This is a genomic window from Sorangium sp. So ce119, assembly GCF_051524405.1.
GTDB lineage: Bacteria > Myxococcota_A > Polyangia > Polyangiales > Polyangiaceae > Sorangium > Sorangium cellulosum_G.
The window spans coordinates 9719225-9743858 of record NZ_CP150310.1 but is presented as its reverse complement, the minus strand read 5'-3'; the positions used below and the strand labels follow the sequence as shown (position 1 = coordinate 9743858).

Here is a 24634-nt window from a genome sequence, read left to right as displayed (position 1 = left end):
ATCGTGTCCTCCGCTCCCGCGACGACCAGCATCCTCCTGGTGGATGACCAGCCGGAGAACCTGGCAGCGCTCAAGGCGATCCTCGCCGACGAGAGCTACCGCCTGGTCACCGCGGCGAGCGGGAAGGACGCGCTCCTCAGGATCCTGTCCGAGGACTTCGCCGTCCTCCTGCTCGACGTGCGGCTGCCCGACATCGACGGGTTCGAGGTCGCCTCGCTGGTGAAGCAGCGGGAGCGGTCGCGCCACACGCCGATCATCTTCCTCACCGCGGCGACCGACGATATGTCGGCCATCTACAAGGCGTACGCCGTGGGCGGCGTCGACTACCTGCTGAAGCCGCTCGAGCCGGAGGTCGTCCAGGCGAAGGTCGCCGTCTTCGTCGAGCTCCACCGGCGCGGCGAGCAGATCAAGGAGCAGGCGGAGCTCCTGCGGAAGGCCGAGCAGCGGCGGCGCGACACGGAGGTCGAGGAGCTCCGGCGCGCCGCGCAGGCGAGGTACCAGAACCTCGCGGACGCCATCCCGCAGTGCGTCTTCACGGCGAAGCTCGACGGCGCGATCGACTACGTGAGCTCGCGCTGGCTGGAGTACACGGGGCTCGCGCTCGACGCGCTCCGGGGCTGGGGCTGGCAGGCCGCGGTGCACCCGAACGACCTGAACCAGTTCGTGAACAAGTGGCGTCGCTGCCTCGAGTCCGGCGAGCCGTTCCAGGGCGAGTGCCGCCTCCGGTCGGTCCACGGCGTCTACCGGTGGCACCTCTGCCAGGCGGTGCCGGAGCGGGACGTCTGGAAGCGGGTGGTCGGCTGGCTCGGCAGCTTCACCGACATCGACGACAGCAAGCGCCACGAGCAGGAGCGCATCCACCTCCTGACCCGCGAGCGGGCGGCCCGCGCCGAGGCCGAGGCCGCGGTGCGCCGCTCGGAGCTGCTCGCCGAGGCGTCGAGCTCGTTCTCGGCGTCGCTCGACGAGGACAGCGTCGCCAGGGCGCTGACCCGCCTTGTCGCGGAGCGCATCTGCACCTGGTGCGTGCTCGACCTGCGCAAGGAAGGCGGCGCCCGCCGGGTCGCCGCCGCGCACCGGTCCCGCGAGGCGGCGCGGTTCGCCGAGCGGTTCGTCCCCCGGGAGCTCGCGCTATCCGGGGACGGCATCGCCGCGGTGCTGACGACCGGGCGGCCCGATCTGCGGGTCGAGTGCGCGCCGCGCGACGTCGCCCAGGCGCTCGACCCCGAGGATCCGGCGGTGGTCCACGAGCTCGGCGCGAGCAGCTACCTGTGCGTTCCGCTCGTGACCCGCGGCAGCGTGCTCGGCGCGCTCAGCATGGTCTGGGTGGAGCCTGGCGAGCGCTTCGATCCCCCGGATTTCGCGGTCGCCCTCGACGTCGCGCAGCGCGCGGCGCTCTGCCTCGAGAACGCCCGCCTGCTGCGCATGACGCGGGAGGCGGTGCAGGTGCGCGAGGACTTCGTGGCGGTCGCCTCCCACGAGCTCAGGACGCCGCTCAGCGCGCTGGTCTTGCAGATCCAGGGCCTCACCCGCGCCCTCTCCCGGGCGGGCGTCGCGCTGCCGGTGGACCAGGTGCTCGCGAAGCTGTCCCAGGCCGACGGGCAGATCGAGCGGCTCACGCGCCTCATCGACACGCTGCTCGACGTGGCGCGCATCAACAGCGGTCAGCTCGAGCTCTGCCTCGAGGACGTGGACCTGTGCGACGTGGCGCGCGACGTGGCCTCCCGGCTCGAGTCCGAGCTGGAGCGGGCGGGTTGCACGCTCCAGATCGAGATCCCGGAGCGGGCGGTCGGCCGGTGGGACCGCCTGCGCATCGACCAGGTGATCACCAACCTGCTCATGAACGCCATCAAGTACGGGCGCGGCAAGCCGATCCACCTGCGGATCTCGGTCGACGGGCGGTCCGCGGTGCTCCAGGTGATGGATCAGGGCATCGGGATCGCCCAGGAGTACATCGGCCGGATCTTCGGGCGCTTCGAGCGGGCGGCGCCGACCAGCTCGTACGGGGGGCTGGGCGTCGGGCTGTACATCGTGGATCAGATCCTCCGGGCCCATGGGGGAACGATCCAGGTCGAGAGTGCCCCAGGGATGGGGGCGAGGTTCCAGGTGGCGCTGCCGCTCCCGCCCCGGTCGACCGGCCCGGACGGCGCGCTCGGCGAGCGCTCCGGGTCGCCGTGGACCGGCTCCGCGAGCTGAAAAGCCCTGTTTTCCCGGGTTTGCCCGGTGTTTCCCGGTCGGCGCCGCGCTGCCGTGCTGCCGCCGCGTTGCGCCACGGTTGCAACCGGTGATTTCAACCGTGAAAGGCGCCGCACGGCCAGCGCGGGAAAAAGGGCGATGCCCGACTCAGGCCGTCGTTGGCCTGCATCGTGCAACATCCCCGTGACAGAGCGCCCGGTGCGACACCCGGGGCAATCCCTCGTCGATCACCACGGAGACACGGAGGCACGGAGCAAACCCAGACCCGTGCCTTCGTGCCTCCGTGGTGCATGCGTGTGTGCGTCCGTCGAGAGAGGCGGAAGGCGAGTGGAACTCCCGGGTGGACAAGTTCACGTCCGGACGGGCGCTCCAGGGCTCGTGATCCTGGCGTTGTGACGCTGCGTAAACGATCGAAACAGTTTATAGGTGATGAGTCCTCCGCTGCACGACGTGATTGATCCGCCACCACATCGGTAGTTCAAGTGAAACTTTCAATCAGCCAAGTTGGCTTCTCGATCAGCGCCGTGGGCAGCACTGGTCCTCTTCGGGTCGAGGCGCCCGCGCGGGACGAGGTGGTTCGCTCGGCCGGCACCCGCCGCCGCGCCGCCGCGGGCTCTGCCCGGACCGCCACGCCGCGGAAGCGCGCCGCTGCCCGGCGGACGGAAGAGCGCGCCTCGAAGGCGCTCCGCAGCGCGCGCTGACGAGGGCCGCGCGGCTTCGGTCGTCCAGGGCGCGGTGACGCCCGCGCCGCCAGCCGAAACGCAGCGGAAACGCAGCGGATACAGCGCCGATACGTAGCCGATACGGTGACAGAGCGCGCAGCGGCGCGCCGTCAGCCCCCGAGAGAGGGTCACGGGGGCACAGAGGACGCAGAGGAGGAGAGAGAGCCTCTGCGTCCTCTGTGCTTCTGTGATCCCGGGCCGCGCGGGGCGCTCACCGCGCCTCGGCGCCGAGCAGCGGGCCGAGGTCCTGACCTCGCATGAGCCGCTCCACCACCTTGACGAGGAGCTTTGGCGTGCAGCCGAAGCACGGGGTCCCGAGGGCGGCGAGCTTCTGCGCCATCTCGTGGTCGTACGAGGGCTTTCCGCCGTCCGACAGCGCGAGCAGGCAGATCGACTTCACCTTGCTGTCGGCGAGCTGGCGCATGCGGGCGACGAGCTCCTCGGCGTTGCCGCCCTCGAACAGGTCGGTGATCAGGATGAGCAGCGTCTTCTCGGGTCGCTCGATGAAGTTCGCCTGGGCGTACGCGACGGCGCGGTTGATGTCGGTGCCGCCGCCGAGCTGCGCCGTGAACAGCACGTCGACCGGATCGACGAGCATCGGAGTCACGTCGACGACCTCGGTGTCGAAGAAGAGGAGCCGGGTGCGGAGGACGTCGAGCGACGCGAAGATCGCGGCCATGATGGAGCTGTAGACGACGCTCTCGCCCATCGAGCCCGACTGGTCGACGAGGATGGCGACGTCCCACTCGTGCCTTCGCGTCTGGTTCGCCCAGAAATAGAGCTTGTCCGGGACGAGGCGGCGTCGCTCCGCGTCCCACCCCTTCAGGTTCTTGCGGATGGTGCGCTTCCAGTCGAGGTTCCTGAGGACGCGCAGCGGGCTCGTCGTGTTCCGGCGCAGCGCGCCGAGGACGGCGGTGCGGACCTCGGACTCGAGCGCGCGCCGCACCTCCTCGACGACCTCGCGCACGATCTGCCGGGCGGTCTCCCGCGCGGCGTCGGGGATGAGGCCCTTGGCGCTCATGAGCGTGGCGACGAGCTCGACGTTCTTCTCGAGGAACGGCAGCGTCTCGGGCTCGAAGAGCAGCTGCGTCAGCCCCTTTCGCTCGATGGCGTCCTTCTGGACGAGGGCGACGACCTCGTGGCTGAAGAACTCGCGCACGGCGGAGAGCCACTCGGGCACGTACGGCCGCGAGCCGCCGAGGTTGCCGGCCCGCTCGTCGTAGATGAACGACAGCGCCTTGTCGAGGTCGCCCAGCCGCCGCGGGTCGACGTCGAGCGCGGGCGCCGCGCCGCCGAGCCCGCCCAGGGAGAGGCGCGGGTCGACCCGCTCGGCCTCGGGCCCGAGCGCGAGCCGCCAGCGCAGCAGCGCGTCGCGATCGCTGTCGGTGAGGTCGTCCGGCGCGCCGGCGGGACCAGCGGGCGAGGCGGGCGGCGGGGGCTTGCGGGGGGTGCGCGCGGGCATCGCGCGTAGTGTCGGGGAAACGGGGATCACCGTCCAGAGGACCGAGCCGACCGGGGCGCGAGGCGCCGGTGAGGCCGGCGCGGAGGCGCGGGGAGCGCCGCGGGCGCGCCGCGCGTATCGCTCGCTGTCTCGATGTGCTCTGTGCCTCTGCCATTCGATCTCTCCATCGAGGCGACGTTGCATCCGGCGCGGATCCGAACCAACGCAGGAGGATGGGACGGAGAACTCCGCGGGGCCTGAGCTGGCTCCGTTTTCCGCGGCCCGTGCGCCTGAGCGCGCTCCTCGGGGCCGCCACGCTTCTTCTCACGAGCGTGGCCATCGTGGTCGCCGGCGCGCTGATGGTCGCGTCGACGACCATGCAACAGGCCACCAGGATCCTCGGCGCCACGGTCGAGAGCGTCCGGCTCGTGGAGCGGCTGGAGATCGACCTCCTGCTCGACGCGCACCAGAGCGGCCGCGCGGTCGGCTCCGACCGCGGAGAGCTGGCCCCCTCCGTGGCGGCGTGGGAGCACGGCCTGAGGAGCGGCCTCGCCGCGGCGCGCGGCCACGTGAGCAGCCCGGAGGAGGGCGAGATCCTCGAGCACGCCGAGCGGCGCGTGGAGGACTACCTCGCCCGGCGCCGCGCCGCCGACGCCCGCGAGCTCCCGTCGGCGCCTGGCGCGCGCGATCCCGCCCTGCTCGGCGTGCACGACCCCGCCCTCGACGAGGCGTTCAAGGCGCTCGATCACCTGGTCGAGATCAACCTCCAGCAGGCCCGCGCGTCGGAGGCGCTCGTCGCGCACCTGACCCGGCGCACGACCGGCGCCGGCGTGGCGGCGGTCGTGTTCTTCCTCGCGGGCGCTTCCACGGTCCTCCTCAGCGCGCGGCGGCTCATCTACCGCCCGATCGTCGCGATCCAGGAGGCGATCGGGCGCTATGGCGCGGGCGACCGCGCCGCGCGCGCGCCGCTGATCGGGCCGCGCGAGCTCGGGGAGATCGCGCGCGCCTTCAACGACACGGCGGAGTCGCTGGAGCGCCAGCGCGAGGCGCAGTTCGCGTTCCTCGGCGGCGTGGCCCACGACCTCAGGAACCCGCTCTCGGCGCTCCGGATGTCCGTGCACGTCCTCGACCTCGACAGCCTGCCCCCGGCGTCGAACGTGCGCCGGACCATGGCGCTCGTGGGGCGGCAGGTCGACCGGCTCGAGCGCATGGTCGGGGACCTGCTCGACGCGTCCCAGATCGAGGCCTGCAAGCTCGATCTCCGGGTGGAGGCGCGCGATCTGCGCGACCTCGCGCAGGAGGCGGTGGACCTCTATCGCCCTGTCTCGCCGGAGCACCCCATCGAGCTGTCGCTCCCCGAGACACCGGTGCTCGTCCCCTGCGACGCGACCCGGATCGCGCAGGTGCTGAACAACCTGCTGTCGAACGCGCTCAAGTATTCCCCCGCCGGGGGGCAGATCGACGTGGCGGTCCGCGCGGGCGGCGATGGGGCCGAGATCGCCATTCGCGATCGAGGGCTCGGGATCGAGCCCGCGGAGCTGGCGCACCTCTTCGAGCCGTTCCGTCGACTCAAGTCCTCGTCTGGATCCATCCCGGGCACGGGCCTCGGCCTCGCGGTGGCGAAGCGCATCGTCGACGCGCACGGCGGCCGGCTCCTCGTCGAGAGCCGTCCCGGCGCCGGCTCGGTCTTCCGGATCGAGCTGCCGCGCTCGCCTTCAAGGGAGCAGGCGGACGGCCCGCGCGGCGTCTCCCATGGATGAGTCCGCGGGGATCTGCAGCGCGGAGCGCGCCGCGCGCAGGAACTCCGCGAGCGACGTCAGCGCGTGGAGGTCCTGGGGAGAGAGGCTGTCCGCCGCGGCGTAAAGCTGCTGGCGGGCCGCGTCGGCGGGGCGGGATCTCGGCGGCTCGGAGCGCGCGTCCGGCCGCGCGTGCTCGAGGGCGACGGGCGTCAGGCCGCGGGCGTGAAACCACCGGAGGATGGCGACCCGGATCTGCTCCTGCCGGAAGGCGCGCCAGCGGCGGAGCTGCTCCGGTCTGGACGAGAGCGCGGCCTTGAACCGCCGGAACGACCCTGGGCCCTGCATGCTGTGCAGGAGCGCCAGCCGGAACTCCAGATCGTCGACCGTCGGGATGAACGCCTCCAGCCATCGATACTGGTCCCGAGCGGCGATGGCCTCGATGAGCACGCACCCCGGATCCTCCTCGATGCGCGCGCGCGTGGCGGGATCGACGAGCCGCTCGTTCAGCCGGAGCACGGCGCCCGTGTCGAGGTGAAGGAAATGGCGCACGCCTCGAGCGATGTTGTCGAAGGCGTTCGCGAGCGCGATCCAGTCGACTGGCACTCTCCGGCCCGGAGCGGCGGACTTCGCCGTGGTGTGGCTCATGTTCGCGCCCGGCTTTCAGGCAGCTCTCATGCCACGAGGCAGAGTCGCGGGCGCCCGCGCGCGCCCGCGAGCGGCGCTGCCGATCGCGCGGCGGCGCGGGTGTCGCGTTCTGCAACAGCGCGCGGGACGAGCGGAGTCGCCGCCGTGAGGCGCTCTGGGCATCACCTCCGGCGCGACGCCGGGCGGGTCACGGCTTCGGGTCGCTCGCGCGCCCCGCGCGCAGGCCGTACCGCTCGAGCTTCCGGTACAGGGTCGCTCGATCGAAGCCCAGGATCTGGGCTGCCTGGCTCTTGTTCCCGCCGACCACCTCCAGGACGCGCAGGATGTAGCGCCGCTCGACCTCCTCCATGGGAACGAGCTCGGTCGGGTCGTCGCTGGAGACCAGGACGTGGGAGCTCCGGTAGCTCCGTATCTTCTCGGGGAGATCGTCGACCGTGATCTGATCGTACCGCGCGAGCGCGACCGCCCGCTCGACGCAGTTCTGGAGCTCGCGGACGTTGCCGGGCCACGCGTAGGCGACGAGCTTCTCGGCCGCTGGCGCAGAGAGGCCCTTGATCGGCCGCTCCTTGACGGTCGCGAAGTGCTCGAGGAAGCGCTGCGCGAGCAGGAGCACGTCGGCGCCGCGGGAGCGGAGCGGCGGCAGATCGACGTGGACCACGTTGATCCGGTAATAGAGGTCCTCGCGGAAGCGGCGCTCCTCGATCGCGGTTTCGAGGTCGCGGTTGGTCGCCGCGATGAGCCGCACGTCGACGGGGACCTCCTCGTCCGCGCCGACGGGCCGGACGACGCGCTCCTGGAGGGCGCGCAGGAGCTTCGGCTGGAGCCCGACCGGCAGCTCGCCGATCTCGTCGAGGAACAGGGTGCCGCCGTGGGCCCGCGCGAACAGGCCGCTCCTCGGCCCCTTGGCGTCGGTGAAGGCGCCCCGCGCGTGGCCGAACAGCTCGCTCTCGAGCAGGGCGTCCGGGACCGCCGCGCAGTTCACCGCGACGAACGCGCCCTGGCCGCGCCGGCTGCGCTGGTGCACGGCGCGCGCGACGAGCTCCTTGCCGGTGCCGCTCTCGCCGGTGATGAGGATCGATGTGTCCGAGTCGGCGACCCGGTCGAGCAGATCGAACACGCCCTTCATCGCCGGGCTGCCGCCGAGGATCTGCTCGTAACGGTGGGAGTCGTCCACGGCGCGCCGCAGCCGGCGCACCTCCTCGCGGAGGGCGCGGTGGCGCAGCGCGCGCTCGACGGTGAGCCGGAGCGCGTCGAGCTCGAACGGCTTGGTCACGAAGTCGTAGGCGCCGGCGCGGATGGCCGACGTGGCGGTGTCGAGGCTCCCGAACGCGGTGATGACGATGACCGGCAGATCGGGCCGGTTCTGGGCGATGCGCTCGCAGAGATCGAGGCCGCTCATGCCGCGCATGGTCATGTCGGTGACGACGACGTCGAAGTCCTCCGCGCCGAGGAGCGCGAGCGCCTCGGCGGCCGACGTGCGCCACGCCGCCTGGAAGCCCCGCTTCCTCAGCCCGGCGTCGAGGAGCTCGCAGACGCCCCGCTCATCGTCGACGATCAGGACGCGTCCGCTCATGGCTTCTCCTGCGGCAGGTACATCGTGAACTGGCTCCCCGAGCCGGCGTGGCTGTCGACGTCGATCCAGCCGCCGTGCTCCTTGATGATGCCGTAGGCGACCGACAGGCCGAGCCCGGTGCCCTCGCCGACGGGCTTGGTCGTGAAGAACGGCTCGAAGACGTGCTCGAGGACGTCGGCCTTCATGCCCTGTCCCTCGTCGCGCACCGACAGCGCGATGTAGTCGCCCTCGGCCCCTCCCTGATCGGCCGGGGGCCTGGCGCGGACGGTCTGGGCGCGCACCGCGATCGTGCCGCCGGACGGCATGGCCTGGATCGCGTTGACCACCACGTTCGTGAGCGCCTGCTGGAGCTGGTCGGCGTCGGCGTGCACCAGCCGATCCGGCGTGTCTCCCTCCTCGACGATCGTGACACCCTGCTTGTCCGCCAGCGGCTTCAGCATCGTGAACGTGCCGCGGATGACGCCCCGGAGCGCGGTCTCCTGCTTCTCGGCGCTGCGGCGCCGGGCGAAGTCGAGCAGCTGACGGATGATCTGGGTCATCCGCTGCGACTGCTCGAGGATGATCTGACCATTGCTCGGCACCTCATCGCCCGACACGTCGCCGTCGACGAGCATGCGCGCGCGCCCCGTGACGACCTGGAGGGGCGCGCCCAGCTCGTGCGCGATCCCGGACGCGAGCTTGCCGACGGTCGCGAGCCGCTCGGCGTGACGGAGCTGCTGGAGCGCGGCGATCCGCGCGGCGGCCTCGGACTCGAGCCTCTGGTTCGCCGCGGCGAGGCGGTCGCACATCGCGTTCATCTCGCGCCCGAGCTCGCCGATCTCGTCTTCCTGGCGCAGCGCCAGCCGCCTGGAGAGATCGCCGGCGCCGATCCGCCGCGCCTGGTCGATCAACGTGCGCATGGGGCGTCCCACCAGCCAGACTCCGAGGCCCGTTGTAAGCAACCCACATACCAGCGTCAGCGCGGCTGTGGTGATCGCCGTGCTCAGGATCATGCTCCGGATGTAGCGGCGCGCGCCCGCGAGCGACTCGGAGAGCTCGAGCGCGCCGGCGCGGTCGCCGGGCACGGGCACCGGCACGCAGGTCACGAGCAGATCCGCGTCTTTCTGGGGGATCCGGCGCACGACCGCTTGCCCCCCGGCGACGGGGACGAGCAGCTCCGGGGCCAGCCGGGGGCGATGGGGCTCGTCGGCCTGGCCGTCGAGCCAGACCCAGCGGATGTTCACCTGCTGTTCCCGCTCGTTGGCGTCTTCCACCAGGCGCAGCGCCCGCGCCGCGCCCTCGGAGCGCCACACCTCCATGACGGCGGCCGCGAGCGCGCGCCCCATCGTGTGGTGATCGCGCTGGACGTCGTTCTCGAACACCAGGGCGTCTCTGCGGATCTGGGCGTAGGCGCTCAGCGCGAGCACGAGGAAGACCCCGAACACGAGGGCGAGCGTCAGCTTGCGCGCGAGCTTCATCGCCCGGCGTCGTAGCGCAGGTGGCGCGCGGCGCAGGTGCGCGCGTCCAGCCGCCCGCTCGACGCCGTCGCAAAATGCGACATGCCGCGTTGTGCGGCACCCGTGTCGGCCGTCCTGCCGTGGCGCCGCGCTCGCCCGCTCAGGCGGCGGGGAAGCGAACGCGCAGCGAGCTCGGCCCGCGGTCCTGCAGGTTCGACCCGGCGTAGCTCAACGTCTGTTCGGCGAGCTCCCAGCGCGGCAGTGAGAGCAGGGCGCGCAGCGACTCCTCCACTTCCATCCGGATGAGCGGGGCCCCCGGGCAGTAATGAGCGCCGCTCCCGAAGGTCAGGTGCCGGCTCTGCTGCCGGGTGATATCGAAGCGATCCGGCTCGGAGAACAGCCCGGGATCGCGGTTCGCTGCGGCGATCATCGCGAAGACGAACTGCCCCTCGGACACCCTGGCGCCCCGGATCTCCGTGTCCCTCTTGCACATGCGGCTGAGGGAGAGCACGGACGGCTCGAAGCGCAGGCTCTCCTCGACCGCGCCGCGGACGAGGTCCGGCGCCTCCCGGAGCTTCGCGAGCTCTGCGGGGTGGTTGAGGAGCGCGAGCACGGTGTTCGCGATCTGGTTCACGGAGGTGACGAATCCGGCGGCGACCATCTGGAAGCACTGCATGGCCGCCTCGCCCGCGAGCTCGGTGTCACCGTCCTCCGCCGCGATGAACCTGCTCGCGACGTCCTCGCCCGGCGCCTTCCGGCGCTCCTCGACGAGCCTCGTCATGTAGTCGAGCATGTCGCAGCAGCTCTGCTTCACCTCGCGCTTCTGCTCCTCCGAGCTCACCCCGCCGCCGGCGAGCTTCAAGAGATCCGTCGACCATCTCAGGAACTGCGGGCGATCGGCCTCGGGGATCACGAACATCTCGGCCAGCGTGTTGAGCGCGACCGCCTCGGAGAACGCCGAGACGACATCCATCTCGCCGTCGCGCCGCGCCGTCTCGATGGCCCGCTGCACGAGCCCCGCGACCCGCGGGCGCATCCACTCGACGGCCGAGGGCGAGAACCCTTTCATGATGAGCTGTCGAAGCTGCGTGTGGCGCGGCGGGTCCTGGAAGAAGGCGAGCCGGGACAGGGAGTCGAACGTCTTCCTCGAGAGCTCGTCCTCGCCGAGCATGCCGAGGCCGCCGAGGAGCGCCGTCGCCCGGCGCGCGGTGAAGCTCGAGTCCCTCACGAGCCCCTCGATGTCGGCAGGAGCGGTGATGAGGAAGCACTGTAGCGGCTCGAAGAAGTAGACCGGCGCCTCGGTCCGGAGCCGCTCGAGCGTCGGGAAGGGGTCGGCGAAGAAGCGCTCGCTCGTGAGGTCGAATCCAGAGGGAACGGCCATGAGTCCTTCTTTCCTTGTGGCGCCCCTGGCGCGGCTTGTTGCGCCCGTGGCGGCGGACAGCCACGGCCAGGCTAGGGTATCCCCACGCCGCCGTGAAGCGCGCTGCCTGCGCGTCGATCGCCGCGCGACGGCGCCCGAGATGGGCGCGCGACGCTCCGCAGGGCGCCCTGCGTTCAGCCTGCAGGCGGGGCGTGTGGGACGTTCGCGGCAGGTGTGGCGCACGCGCGCATTGCGGCTGCGCTCCGGACGAGCGGCATGGATGCGCGCGGCGGACGGAGCGGATCAGGGCGAGCCGGTGGAGGCCTTGTCCGGACAGCAGAACAGGTGATCTGGCACCAGCATGGCGCAGCCGTCTTTCCAGGGATCGTCAGGCGCGTAGTCCGTCCGGTTCTCCGCAGGATAGAAGTACGCCCTGGGCTTCGCCGGATCCGTGCAGGCGCTGTCGCGCTCCGGCGCCGCCTCGCGGTGCTTCGGCCCCCCGGTGCTCCTGGAGCAGGCCGCGAGCGCGGCGCCGGCTGCGAGGAGCGCGATGAGGGCGGCGGCGGGCGCGCGCGGGGCGCGGCGGTGGTCTCGGTCGAGCGTCGGCGGCTTTCCCATGGCCCCATCCTGCACCTGCCGGCGGCGCGGCGGAAGCCGCGCTGCAACAGCGAGCGCCTCGGCGGTCTACCCGTCAGCCCGTCGCGGCCGTCCCCGCCTGCCGCGCGGCGACGTCGGTCAAGGCGTAGTGCCTCATCTCCTGGATACGCTCGTAGAACGGCTTCACCTTGGCGAAGAACGACGGGAACGCCGCCGCCTTGCGGAAGCCCTGGAGGTGGCCTTGCAGCGAGTCCCAGCAGATGCGGACGACGAAGCTCGTCGGATCTTCGACGCAGCGGGAGATCTCGTAATCGAGGCAGTGCTCCGAGCCGCGCAGCTCCGCCGCGGCGTCGCGGTAGGCGGCCAGGAACTCCTTCTCTTGCTCCGCGGGGATCGTGTAGCGGATGTACTCGATGATCATGGGGTTGCTCTCCTCGGCCGGGGGGCAGGCGCGCGCCGCGCGGCGGCATGGGCCGTCCGGAGAGGAGAGATAGGCACCCGCGCCCCGGGCGTCGAATCGACAGTCGGCGCGGCGAGCCATAGACAGCGTCGATGGATCGCCGTGCTATCCATCGACCATGCGCCTGCAGTCGGTCGACACCCACCTCGTCGTGGCGTTGCACGCCCTGCTCCAGGAGAAGAGCGTCACGCGCGCCGCGCGCCGCGTGGGCGTGACGCAGCCCTCGATGAGCCACGCGCTCGCGCGGCTGCGCGCCCATTTCGAGGACCCGCTGCTCATCCAGGTCGGTCGGCAGATGACGCTGAGCGAGCGCGCGCGGGACCTGGCCCCGCGGGCGGCCGAGGCGGTCGAGCGGCTCGAGCAGGTCTTCCGCCCGGTCGATCGGTTCGACCCGCGTCGGTCGCAGCGCACGTTCCGGCTTGTCGCGACCGACAACCTCGAGCTGCTCGTGCTCCCGGCGCTGACCGCGCTCCTCGCCGTCGAGGCGCCGCGCGTCAACCTGCGCTGCCGGAACATCCCGGCCGACTTCGCCGAGCTCCTGCGCCGCGGCGAGCTCGACGGCAAGCTCGGGCGCGGCGGACCCGTGCCCGACGGCTGTCGCTCCACGCTGCTCGCGGCCGAGGAGATCGTCTGTGTGATGCGCCGCGGACACCCGGCGTCCCGGGGACCGCTCACCGCGGCGCGCTACGCTGCCTGCGAGCACCTGATGGTCTCGCCGCACGGGGAGGACCATGGCGTCATCGATCGGGCGCTGGCGGAGCAGGGATTGCGCCGGCGGGTGGCGCTGACCGTGTCCCATTTCCTGGTCGCCCCGTTCATCGTCTCCGGCTCCGACCTGCTGCTCACCGTGTCCGCGCGCGTCGCCGCGGCCCTGGCCCGGAGGCTCGATCTCGCGGTGCGGCCGTGCCCGTTCGCGCTCGAGGGCTACACGCTGACGCTCGTCTGGCCGGAGCGCTCCGAGCACGACGAGGGCCACCGGTGGCTCCGCGACGCCATCCAGCGGGCCGTCGCGCTAGATCCGGGATCCCCCGCGCCGGGGGCGGGACCTGACGGCCGAGTTTCCGGCGTCCGGCGCGGTGCGGCGCCGCCCGCGTCGGCGCTCGATCGTCGGGCCTCGAAGCGGTGACGGGGCGCTCGTGCCACGCGGCGTGGGCGCGCGGCTACACCTTCAGCGCGCGCCGCGCGGCTTTCCTGGCCGCGGTCCACGGCACACACCATGCTCTCTCGGCTCCGCATGCTGCGCTCCCGACCTGCTGCGTTGATCGTCTCGCTGGCGCTGATCTCCGGCTGTGCCGCCCGGCCGCGGCCTGCGCCCGCCGCCTCCACCGACATCCAGCTCGCGCCCGCCCCGCGCCCGTCCGAGCCCCAGGCGGCCGGGGACGCCGCGACGGCCGGGGTGGTCCTGATCTGGGGCAGCACGGGCGAGGGGACGCCGAGGACGTGGCACGTCGCCGAGGGCGGCGCGGTGATCCGCGAGGAGCCCGGGATCGTCGTGGCGACCCGGCGCGGGGAGTGGCGCTGGGAGGCGCGCGCGAAGGAGGTCGAGACCACGCCCTGCGAGCTCTGGGACGGGGACACGCGCGAGCCGGGCGAGGGGACGGCGACCGACGCGGAGCTCGTGCTGCGCGGGGACGGCGAGCGCCAGGCGGTGGTCACGGCGCCGGACCAGGACGAGAGCAACGAGTTCCAGCACAGCGCCGCGCTGATCGGCAGCGTGGGGCCGTACCTGTTCATCGAGGAGCGCACGTACAGCGATCTCTGCGGCGCGCACGGCTCCGAGGGCGCCGCGTTCACGGTGTGGGACGCCGAGCGCGGCGCGGCGGTCGACCTGCTCGCCGAGGTGTCCGGCGTGCCGTCGCTGCAGCGCGCGGCCGAGGCGACGCTCGACGACCTCGAGGAGGACCCGGAGGCCGCGCGGCGAGAGAAGGATCTACCGCAGCTCGTGAAGGTCGCGCCGGCCTACGACGCGCGGGGGTCGCTCCGGCTCACCGCGCAGCTCGCGCGCTCCGCCTGCTATGCCTGCGGCGACGGCGCGTGGAGCTCCTACTCGCGCTCGGCGACGGCGCCGATCCCGCGGAGCCCGGGGCGCCTCGCGGCGTGGGCGTCGCCGCCGCCCGCCGTGCAGGCGTTCCTGGCGCAGACGCCGGGCGTCAAGCTCGGCGGCTGGTCGCGGGCCGGCCAGGACGAGTGAGCCTGCGGCTTGGGCCACGACCCGACCCAGGTTGAGGCCTGATGTCGACCCGACCCAGGTTGAGGCCTGATGTCGACCCGACCCAGGTTGAGGTCCGGCGACCCGACCCATGTTGTCGACTCGACCCAGGTTGAGGTCCGGCACGACCACGACCCGACCCAGGTTGAGGCCTGATGTCGACCCGACCCAGGTTGAGGTCCGGGACCCGACCCCAGGTTGAGGTCCGCTGACGCGCGGCGGCCCAGCGTGGCGGAAACTGGCGGAAATCGCGGCCGCCACCCCCCCCAGCGGGGTAAATATTTGAAATCATTCGCATCGCTTGATGGCGCAGCGCTTGTCTACGTGATCCAGCCATGAGCCAGCCTCGCGAGATCGCTCCCGGCGCCACGTACCTGATCACCCGTCGCGTTCTGCGCCGGCATCTCCTGTTTCGCCCCGATGCAGCCATCAACCAGTTCTTGGTCTATGCCCTTGCTGTCGCGGCCCGCCGCTATGGCGTTGAGGTTCATGCCCTTTGCGCGATGTCGACGCATCTGCACCTTGTCGTGACCGATGTGCAGGGCGTCCTGCCGCGCTTCTTGCAATTCTTTCATCGCATCGTCGCGCTTGGCACGAAGGTGCTGCGCAAGTGGGAGGGCCCGGTATGGGACCATGAAGCCACGAGCGTGGTACGGCTGCTGACTCGCGCGGCGGTTGTGGAAAAGATTGCCTATGTCCTTGCAAACCCTGTTGCTGCCGGTCTCGTCCGTCATTCGAGTGAATGGCCCGGCGCCAAGGTAGATGTGGGCGAGATCGGCCACGGCATGATGCACGCAGCTCGTCCCTCGGCGTACCTCGACCCGGAAAATCCACGGTGGCCCCAGGAAGCAACGCTACCGCTCACACTGCCGCCCACCATCGAGCAGGACGCCGCGGAGGCCTTCCGCGGCGAGATCGCAGCCGAGCTCGAGCGACAGGAGGCGCTGGCCCATGCCGAGGTGGAGCGGCATGGCCTCCGCTTCTTTGGTGCCGAGCGAGCCGGCAACGTCTCACCTTACCAGCGTGCCACGAGCTTCGAGGCGCTGCGTGGCCGCAATCCTACGTTTGCGGTGGGCCGCGAGCAGGGAGGAGCGTGGCAAACCGCTGCTGCGTCCGTGCGGGCGTTCCGCGCGTCGTACCGTGCGGCGCTCGAACGCTGGCGTGCCGGTGTACGCAGCGCCGTATTCCCGGTGGGGACATGGTGGATGCGAATGTTTCACGGGGTCAGCGTGAGTGACGTGGTGCTGGTGGTGTAGAACCGCCCGCGGGAGCGGGATAGTGGGATGGCCAGAAGGTTCAAGGGGTGGGCGACGACACCGACACGCCCTCAGGCGAACGTGTGCCTTCAGGAGGTCCAGCAAGTGGTAGATCCTCCATGCGGCATCACGCGCATACGTCACGCCGTGTTGAGCGTGCAAGCAGCGGAACAGAATCCGTGGTGTCGAGGGCTATGCTTGACCGAAGGGAACCGTTCTGTACCGTGAACCTAGAACTCAACCTGGTTCGGGTCGTGTCTTCTCAGAGCAACTCGTCCAGGTCGTCCATCGCCTGCGAGAGGTCCTCGCTCATCTCCTTCAGCTTCTCCCGGTCCTTCTCCAGGAGCACCGCCTGCGCCGCGCGCGCCTTGCCCCCCAGCTTTCGCGCCGCGAGCACGTTCTCGAGCAGGTACCGCCGCTCCGTCGCGCCGAGCCCCGCGAACGCGCGCCGAAGTACCGGCAGCGTGTCCTTGAAGCGCTCCGGCGCGATCCCCCGGAGGAACGTGTCCAGCGCCTCGACCACGGGCCGGCTCTTCACCAGCACCAACGCGTTCACCTCGAGGAACCCGGCCAGGAACGACGCCGCCGCCTCGGGCGCGGCCGCGCCCCCGAGCCGCAGGCCGACGACCCGCGCCACGTCTGCGTCGTCGATCGCCTGCGCCAGGTAGAGCAGCCCGCACGCGAGGCCGGACGCCGTCGGGTTCACCGCCTCGCTCTCCACGAGTCCCCGCGCCGCGTCGAGCCACGCCCCGCGGTCGACGATCGGCTGCGACAGCGCGACGTCGTGCAGTGTGCGCAGCGCCTCCTTGGCGGCGGCGACCGCCTCGTCGCTGCCCGTGCAGCCTCCGTGGACGCGCAGGACCGCGCGCGCGAACGTCTTCTCCAGCATCGGCGCGATCACCCCGTCGCCGAGCGATGACAGCGACCGCGACGATCCGAACGATGCGAGCCCCGCGAACGCGCGGCACGCCCGGGCCAGCGACGGCAGATCGCTGTCGCCCGCGGCGAACTCGTCGCACGCGCGCAGCGCCGCGGCCACGGCGCGTGCGCTCGACGCGAGCACCCCGTTCAGCAGCACGTCCGCGGCCTCGCCGGTCGTGTGGCACGCCGCGAGGTCCTCCTCGAGCAGTCGCGTCGCCACCTGCTCCAGCGTGTCGCCCAGGACGATCTTCTCGACCAACGCAACGTCGGTCGCCGGCGTCCATTGCGCCTCCCATGTCTCGCTGAGCTGTCCAAGCAGCTCGTCCGCCGGCACCTCCTGCGCCGCCTGACCGCGCCGCCGCGCCGCGACTCCAGTCCTTCGTGTGCCAGCGTACGCAGCGTACGGAATCTTGGCGATGCGGAGCCGGTGCAGGAGCACGCTCGTTCCAACCTCAACCTGGTTGGTGAGAGAGAGCCGGAACGACTCGGGCGCGTCCGTTGCAGGGAGCCCTCTTTCTCGCACCTCGCGCCAGAATTCCTCCTGGAGCGAATTCTTCCCGATCCGGCTCCCGACCCGACCGACGTTGCGCCCGATGACCGCCGGCCACAGGAAGCCGTCAACGTGGGTCGCGTCGCCGCGGCACATGGTCGCGATCGTCGCCTCGCGCACCTCGTCGAGGCCCGGCTCTGCTTTGCCGCGGAGCTCGGCGAGCGCGACCGCCAGGCGGAACGCCTCGATGGTGTCCGCGAGCGACGCCATGAACCCGCGCAGTCGGAGGTGCTCGGTGAAATCGATCAGCACCTCGAGCGTTGCGCGCCGGAAGTCGCCCCCCGCGTCGTGCGCGCGCTGGTAGTACTGCGGCGCCCGGTTCCCCGCGCCGTAGCCGAGCTGCTCGGACAGCCGCGGGAAGCTGAACGGGATCAGCGTCACCGCGCACGGCACGGGCGCCGGCAGCCGCGCCTCGAGCGCGGGATCGACGTCGCGCGCCGCGAACGCCGCCGCGTGGGCCGCGCCGAGCACGGCGGCAACCTCGCTCGGGGCGAGGTCCGGCCCCATGCGTTCGAGGATCTGCCGCGCCATGTACGCGTCGCGCGCCCGGTGGACCAGCCGATCGCCGTCGCCGCGCGCGAGGTCCGCGTAGGCGAGGAGCGCCTCCCGGAACGACCTCGGCTCGTAGCGGGGCGCCTCGAACGAGGCCTCCCAGAACTCCTCGAACGAGCGGAACCCTCGCGCCCTCGCGCACGCCTCGTAGATGCTCTCCTGCGCCCCCTCCGCGCCCGCCGCCCCGTCGTCGTCGCCCGCCTCGTCCGCGTCCTCCCCGCGCTCCGCGTCGCCCTCGCGCTCGTCCTCGCGCTCGTGGCCGCCCGGGTCCTCGGCGTCGTCGTGGCCGACCGTGGCGCCCTCGAACGGCGCGAGGGTCATGCCGACGGGCACGTCGATGAGCTCCACGCGCGCGCCGTGCTCGAAGGCCCACTTCACCGCGACGTACTCGGGCGAGTACGCGGCGAACGGCCACAGCGACGACGCGGGCGTCCCGTCGGTGCGGTAGCCGAGGATCGCGACCGGCGGCACGGTCTTCGGATCGACGAGCGCCTCGAGGAGCTCCGTGGCGTCGCTCGGCCCCTCGACGAAGATCGCCTTCGGCCGCACCTCGTCGAGGTATGCGCGCAGCGTCGCGCTCGATCGCGGCGAGTGATGGCGCACCGGGAAGAGGTGGACGGCGGCGAGCCGGTCGAGGTCCATCGGGTCTCCCTCTCTCAGGGCGCGAGCCGCTTCCTGGAGGCAGCGTAGAACTCCTTCCAGAGCCCCGCGCGTCCCTTGGCCACGGTCTCGCAGTACTCGCGCACGGCCTTGAGGTCGTCGCCGCCTTCCTTGCTCACGGCGCCGAGGAGCGAGCGCGACAGGTCGTCGGCCGTGACCTTCCCCGTGCCGAAGTGCTGCGCGAGGATCCCGCTGTTGAACAGCACGCTGATCGCCTCCGCGGTCGACAGGACCGAGCCGGGCGTCTTCACCTTGGTCTTGCCGTCCTTGGTGACGCCGGCGCGGAGCTCCTGGAACAGCGTGACGAGCAGCTTCGCGAGCTCGGCCGGCGGCTCGACGCCGACCTGGTAGTCGCCGCGGAGCTCGGCCTCGCGCTTCTGCACGATGCGGATCTCCTGCTCGAGGTCGTCGACCACCGGCACGGTGATGAAGTTGAAGCGGCGCTTGAGCGCGGCGCTCATCTCGTTGACGCCGCGGTCGCGGGTGTTGGCGGTGGCGATGAGGTTGAACCCGCGCTGCGCGGAGACCACCTGGTCGAGCTCCGGGACAGCGATCTGCTTCTCGGACAGGATGGAGATGAGCGCGTCCTGGATCTCCGACGACGTCCGGGTGATCTCCTCGAACCGCGCGAACCGCCCGTCGCGCATGGCGCGGAGGATGGGCGAGGGCACGAGCGCCTTCTGCGACGGCCCTTCGGCGAGGAGGAGGGCGTAGTTCCAGCCGTATTTGACGTGCTCCTCGCTGGTGCCCGCGGTCCCCTGGACGACGAGGGCGCTCGTCCCGCTGATGGCCGCGGAGAGGTGCTCGGAGAGCCAGCTCTTCGCGGTGCCTGGCTCGCCGACGAGCATGAGCGCGCGGTCGGAGGCGAGCGTCGCGAGGGCGACCTGCACGAGCGAGCGATCGCCGATGTACTTGGGCGTGATCGCGACGCCGCCGACGGGCTTGTCGCTGCCGAGGATGTAGGTCTCCACGGCCCTCGGCGAGAGCCGCCACCCTGGCGGCCTCGGCGCCGTATCCTCGGCGGCGAGGGCCGCGAGCTCGTGTTCGTACTTGGTCTCGGCGGGCTGGCGCAGGTCGCTCATGGGCCGGCAGAGGCTATCGCAGATCGGGGGCGCGGGGAGAGCTCGGCGAGGAGCGCAGGGGCGAGCGCGGCGAGCGATGGGGTCATGGCCGCATGGCGCCCCTTCATGTCCAGCAGGACCTGCGGCGCGCGCCGTGAAGTCGCCATGGGCGCCGAGGAACGAACGAGAGGCGATCCACAGCTCCGGCGCGACCCGGCTTCGTGTCCTGGCGAGATCCTCGTCCTCACAACAGCAAAGGGATGCCGTCCTAGCGGCCTGGGACCGCCGCCGCGATGACAGGCCGACACGGCCCCGGGCGCGTGCACCCGACATCTGCCATGTGTCAAAGTGGGTCAGCCGAGGAGGGGTTCGGGGCTGGCTGAGCTCCGTGCCGCGGGCACGTGCCACATGCGGCGTGTCGGATGGGGAGGGCGAATCGTGCGGCGACGTGGTCGCGATGTCGTGGGCCGACGAGCACGCAGCCTTTGATGTTGGGGACGGCTCTCCAACACCAGGACGCTGCGCCGAGGACACGCAACGAAGGCGCCGGGGAGCGGGCGAGCGCCTCGCCGCGTCCACCTTGGTCGCTGTCACGGTGGAGCGCGCGACAGGCGCTCTCCGCCGTGCTGCGCGCCGCTCGACTCGGTCAATCCATCGCGTCGATGGGCAGGGTGACCGGCTCGGACTCCCAGCACCAGTCGTCCGACGAGTGCGCGACGCAGGCGAACTTGAGCTCCTCGAAGCGCTTTTCGCCCACGAGCTCACCGTCGACGCGGACCTGGACGTCGATCCACGCCGGCTCGTAGTGCGGCGGCGGGCTGTCGACGTAGACGACGAGCGCGGTCGCGACCGCCCCCGACCCGCCGCCACCGGCTCCCCCGCCGCCGCCCTGGTCGACCTCCACCCTGACGCCGAGCGGCTGGTCCTCGCTGGTGCTGGCGACATCGAAGACGTCGCCCTCGCTGGTCTCGACGACGAACGTCAGCGCGGCGACGGGGACCGGCTCGGCGAGCTCGATCGTCGCGGCCGAGCAGCGGAACGCGTTGGCGCCGCCTGCGCCGTCGTAGAAGCAGTCGTCGGCCGACGTGACCTCGGCGGGATCCTTGTCGTCGGGGGCCCCTCCGCCGCCGCTGCCGCCCCCGCCGCCCGATGCGCTGCTCGTGGAGCCCGGCCCCGAGGTGGCGCTGTTGTTCCCGCCCTTATCGTCGCTACATGCGGCCACCAGGAGCGCGGCGGCCACGAACCCGAAGCTGAAGAGCGTGTGTCTTGCCATGCTGGTACACACGCAAAGATCGCGCCTTGTCCTTCGCGACGGGAACCTGCTGGCCGCGGCGCCGCGCGAGCTCTCGAAAGGCTGCGCCCGTCAACGGGCTTTGCGGTTCCTCGGCGCAGGAGGTCAGACGGCGTCGCTCCGGAATGGACTCGAGCGGACGCCGGGCCTCCTGGCGAGATCGCCGCCAGGGACACGAAGGTTGCCGTCAGGGACACGAAGATGGCCGCCAGGGACACGGAAACGTGTCGACGGGACGAGGTAGCGCTGCTGTCAGGGACACGGAGATCGTCGCCCGGGACGAGAGCTGGCGCGTCAGGGACACGGAGATCGCCGTCCGGGACGAGAGGTGACGGGCCAGGGACGTCCTGGCGCTCCTTCGCCTGTCCCTGGACGGCGTGCGCGGCGAGCGGGCGTCGCGCCGGTCACTTCCGCGCGCCGGTCACCTGGATCTCGCGGAGGCGCGCCCGCAGCGCCGCGTAGTACGGCTCGATCTCCTTCGCCGCCGGCGTACCCCAGAGGTTCTTCCGCTCCTCCGCGTCGCTCGCCAGGTCGTACAGCTCGAAACGTGCGCCGCCCGAGATCGTCAGCTTCATGTCGCCGCGGATGAACGACCGCCGCGCGTCGTTGTAGGGCCCGGCCGGCATGTCGATCAGCACGTCGCGCGCCTGCGCCTGCTCGCCGGGAGGGAGGAACACGTCGGGCAGGAGCGACGCGCCGGACAGGAAGTCGGTCGCCGGCGCGCCCTCGCCCGGGCCCGGCACCCGCATGAGCTCGAGGAGCGTCGGCGTGAGATCGATCAGGCTGCGCCGCGCCGAGACCCGCGACGGCGTCGCGCCCGGCACGTGGACGAGCAGCGGCACGCGCACGAGCTCCTCCCAGAGCTCGAAGCCGTGGCGGAACATCTTGTGTTCCCCGAACGCCTCGCCGTGATCACTCGTGACCACGATCGCCGTGCGCGCGGCGAGCGTCGGCGCCGCCGCGATCGCGTCGAGCAGCCGGCCGATGTGCTTGTCCGTGAAGGCCACCTCGCCGTCGTAGAGGTCCCGCTGCGACTTCGCGCCGAAGTCGGGCACGTCGTCGTGCCGGAGGTAGTCGGCGTGCGGATCGAGGTAGTGGACCCACAGGAAGAAGCGCCCGCCCGTGTTCTCGGGCGACGCGAGCAGCCGGAGCGCGGCGTCGGTGAGCGCGGGGCTCGTCGCCTTGTTGTCGACGTCCCACGGCGCGCCCTCGGGCGGCGCCGCCGACATGTCCACCACGTCGAAGCCGCGATCGAGCCCGCCGAAGCTGCCGAAGTACCGGTGCCCGTGCACGCTCATCGTGCGCACCCCGGCGCCCTTCAGCCGCTCCGCGACGAAGGTGTCCTCCTCGCTGAACTTGTTGAAATGACCCCAGTTTCTGTGGGTCTCGCTCCCGTACTTGCCGATGAGCATCGGGCCGATGCTCTTGCCCGTGTAGGACGCGAGCGCGTACGCGCGCTCGAACACGGTCGATCGCGCCGCGAGCGCGTCGAGGTTCGGCGACACCGGCCGCGGGTTGCCCGCGTAGCCGAGGTCCCAGCGGAGCGTGTCGATCGTGATGAGGACGACGTTCAGGTCCGCCGGGAGCCGCGCCGCGGACGACCCGCGCGCGTCGGCGCGCGCCGCCGGCGTGGGGGCGGGGGCGAGCAGGGCGAGCGCCGCGGCGGTCAGGTCGCCGCCGGTGCAGTCGTCGTCGACGCCGTTGTCGAGGATCTCCTCGGCGAGCGGGTGGACGCGCGCGTCGCGGTCGTCGCAGTCGCCGCCGCCGAAGAGCGCGGCCGCGCGGTCGCCGTCGCGGTCGGCGGCGCGGCGCAGGACCGCGAGGCTCTTGCCGCCGACGGGCGCGTCGCGCTCGAGCGCCTGGCCCACCGCGGGCTGGGCGTTGAGCGACGTGGCGGCGCGCGCGGTGAGCGCGAGCGGCAGGAGCGCGAGGACGAGCGCGAGCGGGGCGCGCACCGTCCGGATGGCGGCCGGCGCGAGGAAGGCGGCGAGCGCGACGACGAGCAGGATCGCCGGGGCGCGCAGGTCGAGCTCGGGGCGCTTGAAGACGCCGTAGATGCCGAGGAACCCGCCCTCGCCGGAGACGCCGCCCGTGGCGACGCCGAGCGCGAACAGGGACGCGGCGACGCCGAGCGCGACGCCCCCGGTGACCGCCGGGTCGACGCAGGCCGGGCGCCCGTCGCTGGCGTTGGCGAGCGCGCGCCGGAGCGGCGGCGTCAGGGCGAGGACGGCGAGGCCCGCGATGAGGCCGATGCCGAGCGCGCCCGCGGCGACGGCCGTGCCGACCAGCAGGGGGGCGGCCTCGAGCCCGAGCAGCGCGCGGGCGAGGTGCGCGCACAGGGTCATCCAGAGGAAGGCCGCGAGGACCGCGAGCGGCACGAACGCCGCGATGTCGGCGGGCCGGCCGATCGCGCGCACGCGCAGCGAGGCGACGAGCGTGGCCGGCGACGGCGGGCGCGACGGGTCGACCACGATCGCGGCGGCGCCGCCGAGCAGGCCGACCGCGAGCGCGACCGGCGCGAACACCCCGATGTCGGCGAGGTAGGTCGCGAGCTGGAAGGCGGAGTCGTCGCCGGTGCCGGCCGTGGCCCACCCGGCGTCGAGGGACGCGGCGAGGGCGCCGAAGACGCTGGCCCCGAGCGCGCTCGTGGCGAGCCGCCCCGCCCACGCGCGGGCCAGCGTGGGGACGGCGGGTCCCGGCGAGCTCTGGGCCCGCTTCACGAGGGGCTCCGCTTGCGCGCCATCGGGTGGGCGGCGTCGTAGACCTTGAGCAGGTGGTCGATCGAGACGTGCGTGTACCGCTGCGTGGTGGCGAGCGAGGCGTGCCCGAGCAGCTTCTGGATGGCCCGGAGGTCGGCGCCGCCGTCGAGCAGGTGGGTCGCGCAGGTGTGCCGGAGCGCGTGCGGGTGCAGGTCGGCGCGGCCGGCGCCGAGGGCGCCGTAGCGCTGGACGAGCGCCTGGACGCGGCGCACCCCGATGCGCGCGCCGCGGCGGGACAGGAACAGGGCGCGGGGGTCGCGGGCGCCGGTCGTCGGATCGGCGAGCTCGGCGCGCCGCTCGAGGTAGCGCTCGATGGCGGCGAGGGCGTGGGAGCCCAGCGGGACGATCCGCTCCTTGTCGCCCTTGCCGATGACGCGCACCGACGCCTTGCTGGGCTGTCGGTCGACGTGGGCGAGGTCGAGCCCGCAGAGCTCGGAGACGCGCAGGCCCGCGCCGTAGAGGGTCTCCAGGATGGCGCGGTCGCGGAGCCCCTCGGCCGTCTCGGCGCCGGGGATCTCCATGACCTCGGCGGCGGCGTCGACGTCGAGGAAGGTCGGCAGCGGCCGCCGGACCTTGGGCAGGGCGAGCTGGGCGGCCGCGTTCTTGTCGACCTCGCCGCGCCGCTCCAGGTACCGGAGCAGGGCGCGGGCGGCGCCCACCTTGCGCGCGATCGAGGCGGGCGCGTGGGTCCGCGCGAGCGAGCCCAGCCAGCTCCGCAGGAGGAGCACGTCGAGGCCGTCGACGGCCGGGGCCTCGCCCGCGGCCGCCGCCTCGCCGGCGGCGGGGGCCTCGCCTGGAGCGTGGGCCTTGCTGGCGGCCGGGCCGTTGCCGGCGGCCTGGGCCTTGTCGGCAGCCTGGGTGCCGCCTGCGGCCGGAGCCTTCCCCGCGGTCTTCCCCTTGCCCCGCGCCGGCGCCGGGCGGCCCTCGGCGTTCGCGGCCGCCTTCTCGCGGGCGAAGCGGGCGAGCTGCTCGAGGTCGCGCCGGTAGGCGTCCACCGTGTGGCGCGAGGCCCGGCGCTCGGCCGTGAGGTAGGTGAGGAAGCGCGCGATCGCCTGCTCCAGCGTGGTCCCGCCGGATCGATCGCCGCTCCGCCGCGCGTGCATCACGGGTTTGCCCTACCACCAGGACGCGGCGGCAGGCAAAGACTCGCCGGCGGTCGAGCTGAGGTGCCCCGCGGCAGGCGAGCGCCAGGCCGTGGCGGCCGCAGCG

General features: G+C 72.4%; 17 protein-coding genes. 5 read left to right on the top strand and 12 right to left on the bottom strand.

What is annotated here, in order from left to right:
- The first annotated feature begins 3 nt into the window (after positions 1-3).
- Entirely contained in the window at positions 4-2193 is a 2190-nt protein-coding gene (locus tag WME76_RS36825; protein ID WP_437956863.1) for an ATP-binding protein, read from the top strand.
- Positions 2194-3126: 933 nt separating this feature from the next.
- Here the strand turns inward: WME76_RS36825 and WME76_RS36820 are convergent.
- On the bottom strand, positions 3127-4377 hold the full coding sequence (locus tag WME76_RS36820; protein ID WP_437286865.1) for a VWA domain-containing protein: 1251 nt from the start codon (positions 4375-4377) through the stop codon (positions 3127-3129).
- A 212-nt stretch (positions 4378-4589) separates the two neighbouring features.
- Between WME76_RS36820 and WME76_RS36815 the strand changes: the two genes are divergently transcribed.
- On the top strand, positions 4590-6116 hold the full coding sequence (locus tag WME76_RS36815; RefSeq protein ID WP_437956862.1) for an ATP-binding protein: 1527 nt from the start codon (positions 4590-4592) through the stop codon (positions 6114-6116).
- Here WME76_RS36815 and WME76_RS36810 read toward each other — a convergent pair.
- The 6 genes from WME76_RS36810 to WME76_RS36785 form a co-directional block, all read right to left on the bottom strand.
- Positions 6072-6740, bottom strand: coding sequence for a UPF0158 family protein (locus WME76_RS36810; protein ID WP_437956861.1), 669 nt, complete (start codon positions 6738-6740; stop codon positions 6072-6074). The two genes, WME76_RS36815 and WME76_RS36810, sit on opposite strands and share 45 nt — an antisense overlap.
- A gap of 187 nt (positions 6741-6927) precedes the next feature.
- Complete coding sequence (locus WME76_RS36805) at positions 6928-8313, bottom strand: sigma-54-dependent transcriptional regulator (protein WP_437956860.1); 1386 nt, start codon at positions 8311-8313, stop codon at positions 6928-6930.
- Positions 8310-9770: a sensor histidine kinase gene (locus WME76_RS36800; protein WP_437956859.1), complete on the bottom strand. Its 1461-nt coding sequence runs from the start codon at positions 9768-9770 to the stop codon at positions 8310-8312. Before WME76_RS36800 ends, WME76_RS36805 begins: the two co-directional genes overlap by 4 nt.
- Before the next feature lie 139 nt (positions 9771-9909).
- Entirely contained in the window at positions 9910-11130 is a 1221-nt protein-coding gene (locus tag WME76_RS36795) for a cytochrome P450 (RefSeq protein WP_437956858.1), read from the bottom strand.
- Between the two features lie 282 nt (positions 11131-11412).
- Positions 11413-11727 carry a hypothetical protein gene (locus tag WME76_RS36790; RefSeq protein WP_437956857.1) on the bottom strand — a complete coding sequence of 105 codons (315 nt, stop codon included), beginning with the start codon at positions 11725-11727 and terminating at the stop codon, positions 11413-11415.
- Between the two features lie 73 nt (positions 11728-11800).
- Positions 11801-12127: a putative quinol monooxygenase gene (locus tag WME76_RS36785; protein ID WP_437956856.1), complete on the bottom strand. Its 327-nt coding sequence runs from the start codon at positions 12125-12127 to the stop codon at positions 11801-11803.
- A 157-nt stretch (positions 12128-12284) separates the two neighbouring features.
- Between WME76_RS36785 and WME76_RS36780 the strand changes: the two genes are divergently transcribed.
- From WME76_RS36780 to WME76_RS36770, 3 genes are all read left to right on the top strand, one after another.
- The gene (locus WME76_RS36780) at positions 12285-13292 is read left to right on the top strand and encodes a LysR family transcriptional regulator (protein WP_437956855.1); all 1008 of its coding nucleotides are present in this window, start codon (positions 12285-12287) and stop codon (positions 13290-13292) included.
- Between the two features lie 90 nt (positions 13293-13382).
- Complete coding sequence (locus tag WME76_RS36775) at positions 13383-14357, top strand: hypothetical protein (RefSeq protein ID WP_437956854.1); 975 nt, start codon at positions 13383-13385, stop codon at positions 14355-14357.
- Positions 14358-14710: 353 nt separating this feature from the next.
- On the top strand, positions 14711-15631 hold the full coding sequence (locus tag WME76_RS36770; protein WP_437286854.1) for a transposase: 921 nt from the start codon (positions 14711-14713) through the stop codon (positions 15629-15631).
- Between the two features lie 262 nt (positions 15632-15893).
- Here WME76_RS36770 and WME76_RS36765 read toward each other — a convergent pair whose 3' ends face one another.
- From WME76_RS36765 to WME76_RS36745, 5 genes are all read right to left on the bottom strand, one after another.
- Positions 15894-18296, bottom strand: a complete 2403-nt coding sequence (locus tag WME76_RS36765) for a DUF5682 family protein (protein WP_437956853.1) — start codon at positions 18294-18296, stop codon at positions 15894-15896.
- Positions 18297-18310: 14 nt separating this feature from the next.
- Entirely contained in the window at positions 18311-19396 is a 1086-nt protein-coding gene (locus tag WME76_RS36760) for an ATP-binding protein (RefSeq protein WP_437956852.1), read from the bottom strand.
- A 625-nt stretch (positions 19397-20021) separates the two neighbouring features.
- Positions 20022-20648 carry a hypothetical protein gene (locus WME76_RS36755; protein WP_437956851.1) on the bottom strand — a complete coding sequence of 209 codons (627 nt, stop codon included), beginning with the start codon at positions 20646-20648 and terminating at the stop codon, positions 20022-20024.
- Positions 20649-21070: 422 nt separating this feature from the next.
- A complete protein-coding gene (locus WME76_RS36750) occupies positions 21071-23386 on the bottom strand; it encodes a sulfatase-like hydrolase/transferase (RefSeq protein WP_437956850.1) in 2316 nt (771 codons plus the stop codon).
- Positions 23383-24528, bottom strand: a complete 1146-nt coding sequence (locus WME76_RS36745) for a tyrosine recombinase XerC (RefSeq protein ID WP_437962195.1) — start codon at positions 24526-24528, stop codon at positions 23383-23385. Before WME76_RS36745 ends, WME76_RS36750 begins: the two co-directional genes overlap by 4 nt.
- Positions 24529-24634 lie beyond the last annotated feature (106 nt).